This is a genomic window from Brevibacillus sp. DP1.3A, from assembly GCF_013284245.2.
Lineage (GTDB): Bacteria > Bacillota > Bacilli > Brevibacillales > Brevibacillaceae > Brevibacillus.
The window spans coordinates 5,007,158-5,021,828 of sequence record NZ_CP085876.1 but is presented as its reverse complement, the minus strand read 5'-3'; the positions used below and the strand labels follow the sequence as shown (position 1 = coordinate 5,021,828).

General features: G+C 47.9%; 10 protein-coding genes. 9 read left to right on the top strand and 1 reads right to left on the bottom strand.

Annotated elements, in window-relative coordinates:
- Positions 1-186 precede the first annotated feature (186 nt).
- On the top strand, positions 187-1,656 hold the full coding sequence (locus HP399_RS22965; protein WP_173619144.1) for an amidohydrolase family protein: 1,470 nt from the start codon (positions 187-189) through the stop codon (positions 1,654-1,656).
- Positions 1,657-1,713: 57 nt separating this feature from the next.
- On the opposite strand, the gene HP399_RS22960 is transcribed toward HP399_RS22965, so the two are convergent.
- A complete protein-coding gene (locus tag HP399_RS22960; protein ID WP_173619143.1) occupies positions 1,714-2,496 on the bottom strand; it encodes an SDR family oxidoreductase in 783 nt (260 codons plus the stop codon).
- A gap of 231 nt (positions 2,497-2,727) precedes the next feature.
- Between HP399_RS22960 and HP399_RS22955 the strand changes: the two genes are divergently transcribed.
- From HP399_RS22955 to HP399_RS22920, 8 genes are all read left to right on the top strand, one after another.
- A complete protein-coding gene (locus HP399_RS22955) occupies positions 2,728-3,801 on the top strand; it encodes a branched-chain amino acid aminotransferase (RefSeq protein ID WP_173619142.1) in 1,074 nt (357 codons plus the stop codon).
- Between the two features lie 241 nt (positions 3,802-4,042).
- A complete protein-coding gene (locus HP399_RS22950) occupies positions 4,043-4,759 on the top strand; it encodes a GntR family transcriptional regulator (RefSeq protein WP_173619141.1) in 717 nt (238 codons plus the stop codon).
- 25 nt (positions 4,760-4,784) lie between these two features.
- Positions 4,785-5,417 carry a sterol desaturase family protein gene (locus HP399_RS22945; RefSeq protein WP_173619140.1) on the top strand — a complete coding sequence of 211 codons (633 nt, stop codon included), beginning with the start codon at positions 4,785-4,787 and terminating at the stop codon, positions 5,415-5,417.
- A 474-nt stretch (positions 5,418-5,891) separates the two neighbouring features.
- A complete protein-coding gene (locus HP399_RS22940; RefSeq protein WP_173619139.1) occupies positions 5,892-7,496 on the top strand; it encodes a glutathione ABC transporter substrate-binding protein in 1,605 nt (534 codons plus the stop codon).
- 291 nt (positions 7,497-7,787) lie between these two features.
- The gene (locus tag HP399_RS22935; RefSeq protein ID WP_173619138.1) at positions 7,788-9,374 is read left to right on the top strand and encodes a glutathione ABC transporter substrate-binding protein; all 1,587 of its coding nucleotides are present in this window, start codon (positions 7,788-7,790) and stop codon (positions 9,372-9,374) included.
- Between the two features lie 99 nt (positions 9,375-9,473).
- On the top strand, positions 9,474-11,045 hold the full coding sequence (locus HP399_RS22930; RefSeq protein ID WP_173619137.1) for a glutathione ABC transporter substrate-binding protein: 1,572 nt from the start codon (positions 9,474-9,476) through the stop codon (positions 11,043-11,045).
- 35 nt (positions 11,046-11,080) lie between these two features.
- Positions 11,081-12,304: an amidohydrolase family protein gene (locus tag HP399_RS22925; protein ID WP_173619136.1), complete on the top strand. Its 1,224-nt coding sequence runs from the start codon at positions 11,081-11,083 to the stop codon at positions 12,302-12,304.
- 720 nt (positions 12,305-13,024) lie between these two features.
- Positions 13,025-14,599 carry a glutathione ABC transporter substrate-binding protein gene (locus HP399_RS22920; protein ID WP_173619135.1) on the top strand — a complete coding sequence of 525 codons (1,575 nt, stop codon included), beginning with the start codon at positions 13,025-13,027 and terminating at the stop codon, positions 14,597-14,599.
- Positions 14,600-14,671: the final 72 nt, after the last annotated feature.

The window sequence follows — 14,671 nt, the reverse complement described above, 5'->3', positions numbered from 1 at the left end:
TCTTTTTTACTAGTTTTTGCATGATCTTTACGTATTGCGTGGAATCTTGTGTGTTTTCGAAAAGGAGTAAAGATTGTGCAAATACATATAAAAGTTTTGAAACAAATTTTACAGAATATTTCCTATAATAACGAAAGATACAATGGAGTGGAGAGGCCGGAACGAGAAAGAGTAGGGAGGATCATCATGAAAAAGAAAATAACCGCAAAATATGTCATCGGTTTTGACGGCGAAGATCATGTGATTATCAAGGATGGGGAAGTCGTTTACGAGAATGACACCATTGTGTATGTGGGGCACCATTTTGATGGCGAGGTAGATGAAGTGATCGATGCTGGCAATGCAGTAGTCAGCCCGGGCTTCATTGACCTGAATGCGTTGGGTGATATTGATCACGACATCGTACATCTGGAGCAAGCTTCTGCGAGAAGCAAAAACATGCTTTGGTCTGAAGACTACTACCGCAAAGGCTACCATGAGGTAATGCCCCCTGAGGAAGAGGCGTTCAAATCCCTTTACGCCTACAGCCAACTGATTCTAAATGGGGTAACGACAGCGATGCCGATTACATCCGTTTTCTATAAGCGCTGGGCGGAAACGTATGAGGAGCTGGCAGCCGCAGCCGATCATGCAGGACGCTTGGGATTGCGTATGTACATGGGGCCGAGCTATCAATCCGGTATGCGTGTCGTGAAGGCAAATGGAGAGATTGAAGTACTGTGGAACGAAGCGGAAGGACAAGCAGGTCTGGAGCGGGCCGTACAATTTGTCAAAGATTTCGATGGGGCTCACAACGGACTCATCCGTGGAATGCTGGCGCCGGAGCGAATCGAGTCACAGTCTGTAGAGAACCTGATCAACACAAAGCGCTACAGCGAAGAGCTCGGATGTCCTATCCGTCTTCATGCTGCACAAGGTCTCTATGAATATACAGAAATCCATCGTCGACACAACAAATCACCGATTCAGTTCCTGAATGAGATCGGCTTCCTCGGAAAGAAAACGGCAATTCCGCACGCACATTTCATTCCAGGGTTTAGTAAAGCGAAATTCGGAGAGGGAGACGATTTGGCGATCCTCCAAGAGACAGGCACGACCGTGATTCACTGCCCGCTCGTAGTCGGTCGCCATGGCGAGGCACTCGAATCGTTTGCCCGTTACAAACGTCGCGGCGTCAACATCGCGATTGGAACCGATACGTTCCCGCCTGACTTCATCCAAAACATTCGCACAGCCAGCATGCTGTCTCGTTTGGTGGAAGGCGATGTCGCGGATTCCAGCTACGCGGATATTTACCGCGCAGCAACATTGGGCGGCGCACGTTTCCTTGGCAGAGATGATCTGGGACGATTGGCGCCGGGGGCAAAAGCAGATATCATTGCCATCGATCTGGACGGTTTCCACATGGGTGCGGTTGATGATCCAATCCGTACGATCATCACGTGTGGCTCAGGTCGTGATGTGAAGCTCTCCATCATCGCTGGACGCACCGTAATGAAAGACCGCCTCATGCCAGGAGTTGATTTGGAAGAGATCAAAGCAAAGGGACAGCGTTACTTTGACAAAATGCGTCTGGGCTACGTAGAGCGCGACTATCAACAGCTGGGCGAAAAAGAGCTGTTTAAGCCTTCTTTCCCAATCGTGAGCAAACTATAGCCTAAATAAATAGAAGAAGCACAATCTGCTAGAAACGGCGGATTGTGCTTTTTTCACTTACCGGATGAACCCACCTTCGGAATGCATAATCTGTCCGGTAATCCACTCCGCTTCGTCACTTGCCAGAAAAGCGACAAGTCGCGCTGCATCCTCGGGCTGTCCAATCCGTCCCATAGGAAATCGCTGCAAAATGTTTTGCTTGATTTCTTCGTTCATCCAGCCTGAATTGGTGGGCCCAGGATTTACAGCGTTGACCGTAATCCCTCGCGTAGCTACTTCGGCAGCCAGTGTCGTCGTCAGGGCATCCACGGCTCCTTTTGTTGCGGCATACGCGATCTCACCGACCATCGGGCCTTTGGACTGACCAGATGTCATATTGATGATTCGTCCTCCGCGTTGGTGAGAGAAGCGACGTGCAAATTCCACACTGAGCATTGTGGTTGCCCGTACATTGATGGCATAATGTGCGTCCAAACTGGCAATATCCAGTGCCTCGTAGCCGTCATTTGTCGAGTAGCAAGCGTTGTTGACGAGGATGATTGGTTCGCCCAGTTGTGCTGTAGCTGCGTCGAGCACCTCTTTGTAGACATCAGACTGTGACAGGTTGATTTCGATCCCGGCACATCTGACTCCGTAGCGTCTGATCTCGTCCTGCAAGATTGCGGGTTCATCCTTTTGAATCCCATGCGTCATGGATTGGTCATAGGCGGTCCAATACGTATGGAAAATATCGGCCCCGTGTGAGGCAAGCATTTTACAGATAGCAGCCCCAATCCCTTGAAGGCGGCTGGCTCCTGTTACTATGGCAATTTTTCCGTGCAAGTGAAGGTGTGTGGTCATACATATCCCTCCTCATTCTGTCACTATACTTTCTTTTCGGGATACCTATTCCTTTCATCCTACATACGAAGAAAAAAATCGATCGCGAAAATTTTGCGAAGTTTTCGCTAAATAACCATAAATTGTAGGGGTAGGAGAAACTTACGCTGGAAATCATGCAAAATTGTTGCTATTTTGTATATATAGGAAGTTGTTCAAATAGTGGATTTAATACTAAGGGAGATGTAGAAGATGGAGTGTCAGTTAACAATTACCCGGACAGAACAGAAAAAAGAAAAACCAGCTTCTGACAAGCTGGGGTTCGGTGTTCATTTTACCGATCATATGTTCACCATGGATTATACAGAAGGTAAAGGATGGCATGATCCACAAATCGTTCCTTACTCTCCGCTGACATTGGACCCGGCAGCAATGGTGTTCCATTACGGGCAAGCTGTATTTGAGGGCTTGAAAGCTTATCGCAATCAAGAGGGCAAGGTTCGCTTGTTCCGTCCTGATCAAAATTTCAAGCGTATGAACCGTTCATTGGAGCGTATGAGCATGCCGTTGATCGACGAGGAATTCATGGTCGAGGCATTGAAACAGCTGGTTGCAGTAGATAAAGAATGGATTCCAACAGAAAGTGGACAGTCTCTCTACATTCGTCCCTTCGTAATCGCGACAGAGCCATGCTTTGGTGTGCGCGCCTCGTATACGTACAAATTGGTGATTGTGCTCTCTCCAGTTGGAGCGTACTATGCGGGTGGCATGAAGCCCGTGAAAATTTACGTAGAAAACAATTATGTTCGTGCGGTAAGAGGCGGAACAGGAAACGCTAAAGTAGCAGGTAACTACGCGGGCGGTCTGAAAGCACAAGTGGAAGCAAAAGAAAAAGGCTATGAGCAAGTGCTGTGGCTCGATGGCGTAGAGAATAAATATATTGAAGAAGTAGGCAGTATGAACGTGTTCTTCAAGGTAAAAGGGGAAGTGTGGACCCCATCATTGAACGGCAGCATCCTGGAGGGTATCACGAGAGATTCGACCATTCAATTGCTCAAGGACTGGGGAATTCCAGTCGTAGAGAAGCGGATCTCGATGGAAGACCTGCATACCGCTTACGTCAACGGTGAGCTGGAAGAAGCGTTCGGTACCGGAACAGCGGCTGTTATTTCCCCAGTAGGTGATCTGAACTGGAACGGACATCAGATGATCATTAACGGTGAAAAAACAGGGGAATTGACAACAAGACTGTACGACGAGATGACAGGAATCCAGTACGGTGAGCGTGAAGACAAGTTTGGCTGGTCGGTAGAAGTGACAGAATAATCACGCCAGTAATACAAGAGGCATAGCCTTCTCTTTTTCGAAAGAGGGCTATGCCTTTTTTGATCGTGCAGGAAAGTTCAATCGCTTCACCGCGCGAAAGTTGGAGAAGGAACACTCCATTTCGCGCAGGTACTGGAATGTCGCAGTATTTCACTTCTTGACAGGGGATTGTGTAAAATACTACCATTTGTGGTAATACCACAAAAACTTGTTATAGGACCAGCAGTACAAGGAGGCGATCATGACATTGGAGAAAAAAGGGGGAAAGAAAGAACGGGCGTCGGATCAAATTGAGATGAAATTAATCAAGGCAATTTTGACCAAAGAATATCCTACAGGAAGTACGCTGCGGCCGGAACGGGAGTTGGCAGAGTACTACGGGGTAGGTCGGCCAACCGTTAGAGAAGCACTGCAACGCTTGGAAAGAGATGGCTGGATTACTGTGCGGAAAGGACATCCGGCAATTGTCAACGATTATTGGCACCAAGGCAATGTAATGACCCTTGTCCATATCATTCAAAACCACGACGATGTTACGGATGAGTTTATTTCGTACTTGCTGGAACTGCGGATATCGTTGGCGCCTGTTTACATTCGCAACGCAGTTGCTGCTCATCAGCCGAAGGTAGTCGCATTGCTTGCCAATCTCGATCAACTGAAACCTGATGCTGATTCTTATGCAGCGTTTGACTGGGAGCTGCAGAAAAATCTGACGAGGCTTTCCCCAAATCCTATCTATTTACTGATTGTAAACAGTTTTGATTCCTTTTACCTAAAAATGGCGCGAAGGTATTTTTCCATCCCGGAACACCGCGAAGCATCTTGGCAGTATTACCATGAACTGTTGAACGTCGCTTTACAGGGAGATGACATCGAAGCAGAGCGAGTAGCCAAAAAGGCAATGGAAAAAAGTTTGGAGCTGTGGAAAAACCGAACCGTGTTGGAACAAGAAAAGTGAAGGAACACAAGAGGAGGGCGTTCTGTTGAAGGCAAAGTTTCTGAAGGAATTCTTTACGTTTCCGGATATCCTCATCATGAGCATTCTACTTCTGATCAGCTTGTCTTTCACTATTTCTGAATGGTACGTGTTGGAAACATGGGTGGCACTCGTGGCGGGGATGATTGGATATGCGGCAAGCGAATACTTGATTCATCGATTTCTCTTTCACCTTAAACCGCCTCGAAATCCATTTTTTCTTCATTTGTTAAAACGCTTACATTACGATCATCACGCTGATCCGAACAACTTGCACCTGTTGTTCTTGCCCGTGTGGTACAGCTTGCCGCTCATTGCGGGAACCGGAGCCATTTGTTATCTGCTTACTTCCGACGTGATTGTGACCAATGCCTTTGTTACAGGTGTGATAGGATTTCTGCTATTTTATGAATGGACGCATTATATCGCCCATCGTCCGATTCAACCCATATCTCCATGGGGGCGCTGGATGAAAAAGCTCCATCTATGGCATCACTTTAAAAATGAACACTATTGGTACGGTGTCACCAGCCCTGTTTTTGACGTCATGCTGGGAACTTACAAGAATGAACAGGATGTCGAGAAAAGTTCGACGGTGAGGGATCTGGAAAGACGATGGGACAAAGATGTTGAACTGTAAATGGTCTTTCATGCACGGCCATCCCTTTTTAAGGGATGGTTTTTTTCTTCCCAAGATTTACAAGCTATCGATAAACCGCCAAAGCTGGTGAGAAGAAAAAGCACAGGGCTCGTAGACCTTGACAACGCCTACCCAGTCGGAACTTCAAAAAGGGGACCACGCTTGTCGAACACTTCTTCCTTGAGAAACGTCCGCCCGTAGGGTGGCTTTGGCTCGACGGTCCCCTTTTTGAAGTGTAGACGGCCAGTGAATCCCCCCTGCTGGCGTGTCAGAGTCGAAGAGAACTGTGCTTTTTCTTCTCCTCCACTATGTAGGTAGCTTCAATAGAGTTATTTTGAACATTAAAAAACCACATGGTAAAGAAAATGAAAAGAAAGGTAAAGATATTGAAAAGATTAATAGTAAGAAAATTAGTAATATTTAGTCATGTCATATTCTTTTCATTCTATCATCCAGAATAAGGGGGCATTCACAGTGAAGAAGAAGCACATGCTAGGATCCATTCTCGCCCTGTCCGTCTTGCTTTCTACAGTCTTGGCAGGCTGTGGTGGCAGTCAGACATCCAGTGGGACGAATTCCGCGTCCAACTCCAATCAAGCTTCGACTAGCCCCGCGTCTTCATCGGCCGCAGCGGGTGAAGGCGGTACCTTGATTATTGCGCGCTTGTCCGATGCGAATAATCTGGACCCGCATTTCAGTACCCAGATTAATTCCATGGCAGTGACGCAGCACAAGCTCTATGAAGGTCTGGTCATGATGGATCGGAATAGTGAGTACAAACCTCTTTTGGCAAAGGAATGGAAACAAAAAGACGATGTCACCTGGGAGTTCACGCTGCGTGATGGTGTTACCTTCCATGACGGGGAACCCTTCCATGCTGAAGCCGTGAAGAAGACGATCGACCGTATTTTGGACAAAGACAATCCGACTCCCAAAGCAAACATGTTTGGCATGATTAAAGAAGTGAAGGTCATTGACCCACTGAAGGTAGAAATTATTTTACATTATCCGTTCGCAGGGCTACTGTCCGTACTGGCGAGTGCCGAGGGTGGCATTATCAGTCCGAAGGCGATTAAGGAATTTGGCAAAGAGTTGTCCAAGAAACCAGTAGGTACGGGGCCGTTCATCTTTGAATCATGGACGCCTGGACAAGAAATCGTCATGGTGAAAAACGAGAAGTATTGGGGCACCCAACCGAAGCTGGAAAAAGTCGTTTTCAAGACTATTCCTGAGGATGCGACACGCGTAGCCATGGTGGAGACAGGTGAAGCCCATGTCGCAGAACAGCTTCCAGTCACTGAATTGGAAAGGGTACAGAACTCGCAGAGCATGTCTTTGGGACGGTTCGAATCATTTGCAGTTGACCACATCGGGATGAACGTCAAGCAGAAGCCTTTTGACGATGTTCGCGTCCGTCAGGCCATCGCCCATGCGATTGATAAGGAAGCGATTATAAAAGGGGTTTACAACAATGTCGGAAAAGTAGCCATCTCGTCATTAGGGCCAAAAGTCATCGGCTATAGCCCGAATATTAAAACGCCGGAATACGATTTGAACAAAGCAAAGCAATTGCTCACCGAAGCAGGCTACGCCAACGGATTCAAGGCAACCATCTATCTCAATGACAACAAGGCACGGATCAATGTGGCAGAAGTGCTGCAATCCCAGCTGAAGGGAATCGGCATCGACTTGCAGATTCAAGTGATGGAGTTCGGCGCGTATCTGGAATTGGCGGCAAAAGGTGAAGCGCAAATGTTCATTAGTGGATGGGGCAATGCGACCGGGGATGCAGATTACAACCAGTACAACCTTTTCCACAGCACGTCAGCAGGTGTGCCAGGCAACCATTCCTTCTATAATAATCCAAAAGTCGATGCGCTGATTGAAGCGGGTCGTAAGGAAAAAGATCCAGAGAAGCGCAAGGAAATCTACGCAGAGGCGCAGCAAATCGAGATGGAGGAGGTGCCGTTGCTGCCATTCCGCAGCAGTGAAAACCTCGCGGCCATTGCAAAAAATGTACAGGGTGTGTACATCAGTCCATCCGGGTACATTGACGTGAGCCAAGTGACGATTCAATAGCAGGAGCATGAGACCTTCTCCAACAAATGGAGAGGGTCTTTTTTTGAACACGCTCTGTTCGTATAAAAGTAGAAAAAGTGAAAAAAAGAGTAAAGATAGTGAAAATACAAGTAAAGAGAGTGAAAATACAATGCCAGAATAGTGGGTAAAATGAAATATGCGCGAATGGTCAAAATATTCAAGTACATCGGGCGCAAAAAACGGTCACCACCGTTTTTTTGACCGCAAGCGGTCACATCAACATTTATGAAAAACGTCGAGACGTTTTTCACAAAACAGGGGGATAACTACATGAAAAAGACGCGCTTTTTCCAGACGCTGCTTGCCATGACCGTTGTGGTGTCTACAGCGTTGGCAGGCTGCTCACAAGCACCTGAAGCAGGAGGGAGTACCAATTCTTCAGGGCAAACCAATGCTTTTGCACCAGCTGGCAAAGAAGGCGGGACACTCGTCATCGCCCGCTTGTCTGATGCGAACAACCTTGACCCACATTTTCTAACACAAATCAATTCCGCTGCCATCATTCATCACAAGGTATACGAGGGTCTTGTTCGGATGGACAAAGAAAGCAAATATGTAGGCTCACTCGCTTCTGAATGGAAGCAGCTCGATGACGTGACATGGGAATTCAAGCTTCGCTCCGGTGTGACGTTCCACGATGGCACGCCATTCAATGCGGAAGCTGTGAAAAAGACGATTGCTCGTGTCCAAGACCCGGCAGTAGGCTCTAACCGCGCCAATTTGTTTGAAGCAATCAAAGAAGTAAAGGTCGTGGATGATACAACGGTTCAATTCATCCTGCACTATCCATACGCACCACTCCTGTCCGTGCTCGCCAGTGCAGAGGGTGGAATTTTGTCACCAAAAGCGATCGAACAGTATGGAAAAGAATTGACCAAGCATCCAACGGGAACAGGCCCTTACAAATTCGAATCATGGACACCTGGTCAAGAAGTCGTCCTGGTGAAAAACGATAGCTATTGGGGCGACAAACCGAATCTGGACAAAGTCGTCTTCAAGACCGTTCCAGAGGATACGACCAGACTCGCGATGGTCGAGACAGGAGAAGCGAATGTAGCTGAGCAATTGCCAGTGACAGAAGTCGATCGGGTGAAAAATTCTCCGAGTATGACACTTGGTCGTTACCCTGCTTTCGCTAGCGATCATATCGGGATTAACAACTCGAAGAAGCCATTCGATGATGTGCGCGTTCGTCAAGCGATTGCACATGCGATCGATAAGAAGACCATCATTCAAGGGGTCTACAACGATGTCGGTACGGTTGCTCATTCTTCCATTACCCCGTCCATGGTTGGGTACAGCCCGAATGTAAAAGACTTGCCTTACGATCTGGAAAAATCCAAAAAACTGTTGGCAGAAGCTGGATACGCGAACGGCTTCAAAGCAACTATTTACTTAAATGATAACAAGGCACGAGTTAGCTTGGCAGAGGTGTTGCAGCAACAGCTGAAACAAATCAATATCGATTTGGAAGTGAAAGTGCTAGAGTTCGGAGCTTATATTGAAGCAGCCAACAAAGGCGAAACAGAATTGTTCCTCAGTGGTTGGGGCAATGCCACAGGCGATGCAGACTACAACCAATACAACCTGTTCCACACGAAGTCGCAAGGAGCAGCCGGCAACCATGCTTTCTACAGCAATCCGGAAGTGGACAAGCTGATCGATGAGGGCCGCAAAGAGAAAGACGAAGAAAAACGGAAGCAAATCTACGAAAAAGCACAGCAAATCGAAATGGACGAAGCCGCAATGGTACCATACCGCTTCTCAGAAAACCTCGCAGCGATCCAAAAAGGTGTAGAGGGAGTTTGGATCAGCCCAGCAGGACACATTGAGATCGACGATGTAACATTGCCATAATTTTCAGCAAAAAGTGCTTCATGATCAGCATAGCTTCGCCCATTGGGAACGAGCTATGCTGATTGATTATACAAAGAGGAATAAAATGGGGGCGAGTCTATGAAAAAACAGAAGATGCTAGGTTCAATGCTGGCAGGTATCCTGAGCGTTGGCCTCGTGCTTACAGGCTGTTCATCAGGTACAGAGCAAGGTGCGGCAGGGACTCCGGCTGCAAAGGAAGCTCCCGCAACAGATCAGACGCTGGTGATTGCACGTCAGTCTGACGCAAATAATCTAGACCCGCACTTTATTTCAGCGATCAATGCAGCGAGTGTGGTCCATCACAAAGTGTACGAAGGTCTCGTCCAGCGAGATGATAACATGGCGTTCAAACCGATGCTCGCCACGGAATGGAAGCAGTTGGATGATGTCACCTGGGAGTTCAAGCTGCGTCAGGGAGTCAACTTCCACGATGGTACGCCGTTTAACGCCGAGGCGGTGAAAGCAACATTCGCACGCGTCCTCGATGAAAAGGTCGCCTCTCCACGTGCGACTCAGTTCAAGATGGTATCGGAAGTCAAGGTAGTGGATGATTACACCGTTCATTTCAAGCTAGCCTACCCGTATTCCCCATTGCTGTCGATCCTCGCCAACCACGAAGGCAGCATCATTAGTCCAAAAGCAATTGAGCAATACGGCAAGGAGCTGAGCAAACATCCCGTCGGTACAGGGCCGTTCGTATTCGAATCGTGGACACCTGGCCAAGAGATCGTACTCGTGAAAAATGACAACTACTGGGGAGAAAAGGTAAAATTCAAGAAGGCCGTCTTCAAAGTCGTGCCAGAGGACACGACACGCGTAGCCATGGTAGAGACGGGAGAGGCGCACATCGCTGAACCATTGCCGGTGACAGAAATAGACCGCGTCAGTAATTCCCCTCATATGAGCTTGTATCGGACAGAGGGCTTAGGGACAGATTTCATCGGGTTCAATACCAAGAAAAAACCGTTTGACGACGCCCGTGTTCGCCAGGCGATCAACTATGCGATTGAGACCGATGCGATCATCAAAGGTGTGTACAACGATGTCGGAACGAAAGCGAATTCCGCAATGAGTCCGAAGGTTCTTGGATACGATGAGGCGTTAAAAGGATACGAGTTCGATCCGAACAAGGCGAAGGCTCTGTTGAAAGAAGCAGGCTATCCGGACGGCTTCAAGACAACCTTGTGGACAGGCGATCGCAAGGAACGGATTAATGCAGCGGAAGTAATCCAGTCCCAATTAAAGGGAATCGGCATTGAAGTAGAGGTAAAAGTGCTTGAGTATGGAGCCTATTTAGATGCTGAAGACAACGGTGAAACAGAGCTGTTCATCAGCGGCTGGGGCAATGCCACTGGTGACGCTGACTACAACCAGTACAATCTGTTCCACTCCAGCTCTTTGGGCAAAGGTGGAAACACAACGTTCTACGTGAATAAAGAAGTGGACAAGCTGATCGAAGAGGGGCGCCGCGAGCAGGATACGGAAAAGCGCAAGCAAATCTATGCAAAGGCGCTAGAGATTGAAAAGCAAGAAGCACCAATCGTCCCAATCCGCAATCTTGAGCATGTCGCTGCAGTCGCCAAAAACATCAAAGGCTTCTGGATCAGCCCTTCTGGGTACATGATGATCAATGGCATTACGATTGAATAACGCAAACATTTAGAGAGAAAAGGATGGGACGGAGCATGAAAGAAAGCTTGTGGATCAAAAATGCGAGTCTGGAATGTGGTTATACAGAGGCGAATGGCATCGCGACGGGAACAAAGACGGAGCGTTTTCATGTCTTGCTCACGGACGGTCGCGTGGAGAAAATCGTACCTGCTTCTTCTGGTATACCCGATGGGGTATCTGTGTGGGATGCACAAGGCTTACTGATGCTTCCTTCTTTCCGGGAAATGCACATTCATTTGGACAAAACATTTTATGGAGGTCCGTGGCAAGCCGTTCTTCCTGCTCCCAATCGTTTTTTTCGAATCGAACAAGAGCAGGAATTGCTGCCCCGCCAGCTTCCCGTCGCTCGTGAGCGTGCAGAAAAGCTGCTGGAGTTAGTGCAATCACACGGTGCTACTCACGTGCGAACCCATTGCAACATTGACCCGGTCATTGGGTTGAAGAACCTGGAAGCCACATTGGAAGCATTGGCAACTTACCGTGAAAAACTTTCCTGGGAAATTGTCGCGTTTCCCCAACATGGTTTGCTCCGCAGTGATTCCGTTGCCCTCGTCCGTGAGGCGATGAAGCATGGAGCCGGCCTCGTCGGTGGTGTCGATCCTGCCACGTTTGACGATGATATCGAGAAATCTCTTGATACGATGATGGACATAGCGGTGGAAGCGAATGCGGATGTTGACCTGCACTTGCACGAGCCTGGACATTTGGGTGTTTATATTATGAAAAAGCTGGCTGCTATGACGAAGGATGCGGGGTGGCAAGGGCGAGTCACTGTCAGTCATGCTTATGGGCTAGGAGAGGTTCCGACTGCTGTGGTAGAAGAGGTTGCGGAGCTTTTTGCCGAACAGCAAATCGCTGTCATGTCAGCTGTTCCCATTGATATGCCGACCATCCCGATTCCATTGCTTCATGCCAAGGGCGTTCATGTTGGATTGGGCAATGACAACATCACCGATCACTGGGACCCATTTGGAACCGGAGATATGCTGCAAAAAGCAAACCGTCTGGCTGAACGGTTCCGTTGGATTGATGAGCGATCTCTATCGCGAGCACTGGGATTCGTTACAGGTGGCGTGACTCCACTGGACCAAGCTGGGAATCAGGTTTGGCCAAAAGTCGGAGACGAAGCAAATGCGGTTTTCGTCCGTGCCAAATGCTCCGCCGAGGCTGTGGCTAGACTATCTCCGAAGGAAGCGGTGGTTTTCTCGGGCAAGATGGTTTGGCAGAAACAATCATAAAGATAGTAAGATGTGATCCGATCTTCCAAGGCTTCTTGGGGAGGTCGGATTTTTCATTTGTTAATAAAAGTAGCCGTAGTGAAGGAAGAAGCGCCTTTCCAGTCTACGCTTCGGCCTCCGCCCCGCAAGGGGGGATTGACTGCTCGCTTCGGAATAAATGGCGGGAGCGCTTCAAACGTAGAAGTTTCGAGGAGGTAGTTCATAAGTGAAGCTGAAATTCCCCACCATGAATTCCTACGCTGGGGCGGGCTCCAGAGGCGCTTGGACTGGAAATGCACTTCTTCCGGCGTAGCTTTGGTAACATCTTGAAAGTAGATTCAAGGCGACAATTAATTACTTAACTAACTATAAAGTGTTTTTCATAGCAAATCCATACATTAGAATGCTACAGAAGAACAATCATGAAGAACCTTCAAACATTTTCTTGTTGCTTTTCATACATAGATCGAAAAATAGACAAAAGCAACGTCAAAGAAGCGTGTTTCCAGTCATAGCGCCTCTGGAGCCCGACCGAGCGGAGGCCGAAGCGAAGACTGGAAACACGCTTCTCCACCGAAGCTACGGTATCAATGTATTTTCATCTGTACAAAATTAAATAAAAGTAAAAATATTATAAATTGATGTAAAGATGCTGAAAGGTTCGGTTGAAAATCTACCGTATAATGCAAATAAGAAATACATTCAGAATTTTCGACAGTATTCTACAGGGGGTAGACACAAATGAAGAAAACGCGCATGGTCGGTTCCTTGTTGGCTCTGACATTGACGGTTAGTGTTGCGCTGACTGGATGTGGTGGTGCGAGCTCGGAGCAATCCGGTTCAACAAATACAACTGCTACAGAAGCTCCGAAAGAAGGGGGAACCCTGATTGTAGCCCGCAAGGCAGACGCCAACAATTTGGACCCGCATTTCATTTCTAATATTCCTTCGGCAAACTATGTGTATGGAAAAGTGTATGAGAGCTTGGTGTCTCGTGATAAAAACGGCGAGTACAAGCCTACACTCGCTACTGAATGGAAACAGCTCGACGACTTGACATGGGAGTTTAAGCTCCGTGAGGGCGTTACGTTCCACGATGGTACACCCTTTACAGCAGAAGCTGTGAAAAAGACGTTCGAACGTGTACTCGATCCAAAGGTGGCATCACCGCGTGCATCCAACTTCTCCATGATCAAAGAAATCAAGATCGTGGATGACAAGACTGTACATTTCGCGCTGGAGTATCCTTTTGCACCGCTGCTCTCCATCTTGGCTAGCTCAGAAGGAAGCATCATCAGCCCGAAAGCAATCGCCGAGCATTCCGATACATTGGCGAAGCAGCCTGTAGGAACCGGACCTTTCAAATTTACATCGTGGGCACCGGGTCAAGATATGAAACTCTCGAAAAATGATACCTACTGGGGTGAAAAGCCAAAGGTAGATGAAGTATTGTACAAGGTCGTGCCAGAAGATACGACACGCGTAGCGATGATCGAAGCAGGCGAAGCGCACATCGGCGATCAGCTTCCAGTGACGGAAGTAGAGCGTGCACAGGCATCTCCTGGCATGAACATGGTGCGTGCAGAAGGCTTGGGTGTGGATTATATTGGCTTTAACGTGCAGAAGAAGCCATTTGATGATGTACGCGTACGTCAAGCTGTCGCGCATGCTATCGAAAAACAAGCCATTGTACAAGGGGTATACAACAATGTAGGAACACAAGCTGTTTCCTCTATGTCACCAAAAGTAATCGGCTACAACCCGAATCTCCAGGATTACTCGTATGACGTCAATGCAGCAAAAGCACTGCTCGCAGAAGCAGGTTACCCGAACGGTTTCAAGACGTCCATCGTGACAGACGACCGTAAAGAGCGCATGAACGTAGCAGAAGTCATCCAGTCACAGTTGAAAGGCATCGGCATTGATTTGGAGATCAAAGTAATGGAATACGGTGCGTATCTGGAGCACACAGACAATGGTGAGCATGCGATGTTCATCGGGGGCTGGGGCAATGCAACAGGGGATGGCGATTACAACCAGTACAACGTCTTCCACAGCACTTCGAAAGGCAGCGCAGGTAACATGGCGTTCTACAACAACCCAGAGATAGACAAGCTGATTGAAGAAGGACGTCGCGAAAAAGATGTACAAAAACGCAATGAAATTTACGCAAAGCTGCAAGAAATCGAGCTGAAGGAAGTACCGATCCTTCCAATCCGCACGATTGACCATGTGGCGGTTACATCCAAGAATGTAAACGGCTTCTGGCTGAGCCCTGTTGGCTACTTGATGCTGGATGAAGTATCGATCAACTAATGGTGATAGAAGGGATGGCGTTTGTCGCTGTCCCTTCTTTCGTCACGTCAATAGAGAGGAATTTACGCTCTG

Bases quoted from the DNA above. Each gene is read 5' to 3' on its own strand.
- HP399_RS22965 (WP_173619144.1), top strand. From the start codon at position 187: ATGAAAAAGAAAATAACCGCAAAATATGTCATCGGTTTTGACGGCGAA.
- HP399_RS22960 (WP_173619143.1), bottom strand. From the start codon at position 2,496: ATGACCACACACCTTCACTTGCACGGAAAAATTGCCATAGTAACAGGA.
- HP399_RS22955 (WP_173619142.1), top strand. From the start codon at position 2,728: ATGGAGTGTCAGTTAACAATTACCCGGACAGAACAGAAAAAAGAAAAA.
- HP399_RS22950 (WP_173619141.1), top strand. From the start codon at position 4,043: ATGACATTGGAGAAAAAAGGGGGAAAGAAAGAACGGGCGTCGGATCAA.
- HP399_RS22935 (WP_173619138.1), top strand. From the start codon at position 7,788: ATGAAAAAGACGCGCTTTTTCCAGACGCTGCTTGCCATGACCGTTGTG.
- HP399_RS22930 (WP_173619137.1), top strand. From the start codon at position 9,474: ATGAAAAAACAGAAGATGCTAGGTTCAATGCTGGCAGGTATCCTGAGC.
- HP399_RS22925 (WP_173619136.1), top strand. From the start codon at position 11,081: ATGAAAGAAAGCTTGTGGATCAAAAATGCGAGTCTGGAATGTGGTTAT.
- HP399_RS22920 (WP_173619135.1), top strand. From the start codon at position 13,025: ATGAAGAAAACGCGCATGGTCGGTTCCTTGTTGGCTCTGACATTGACG.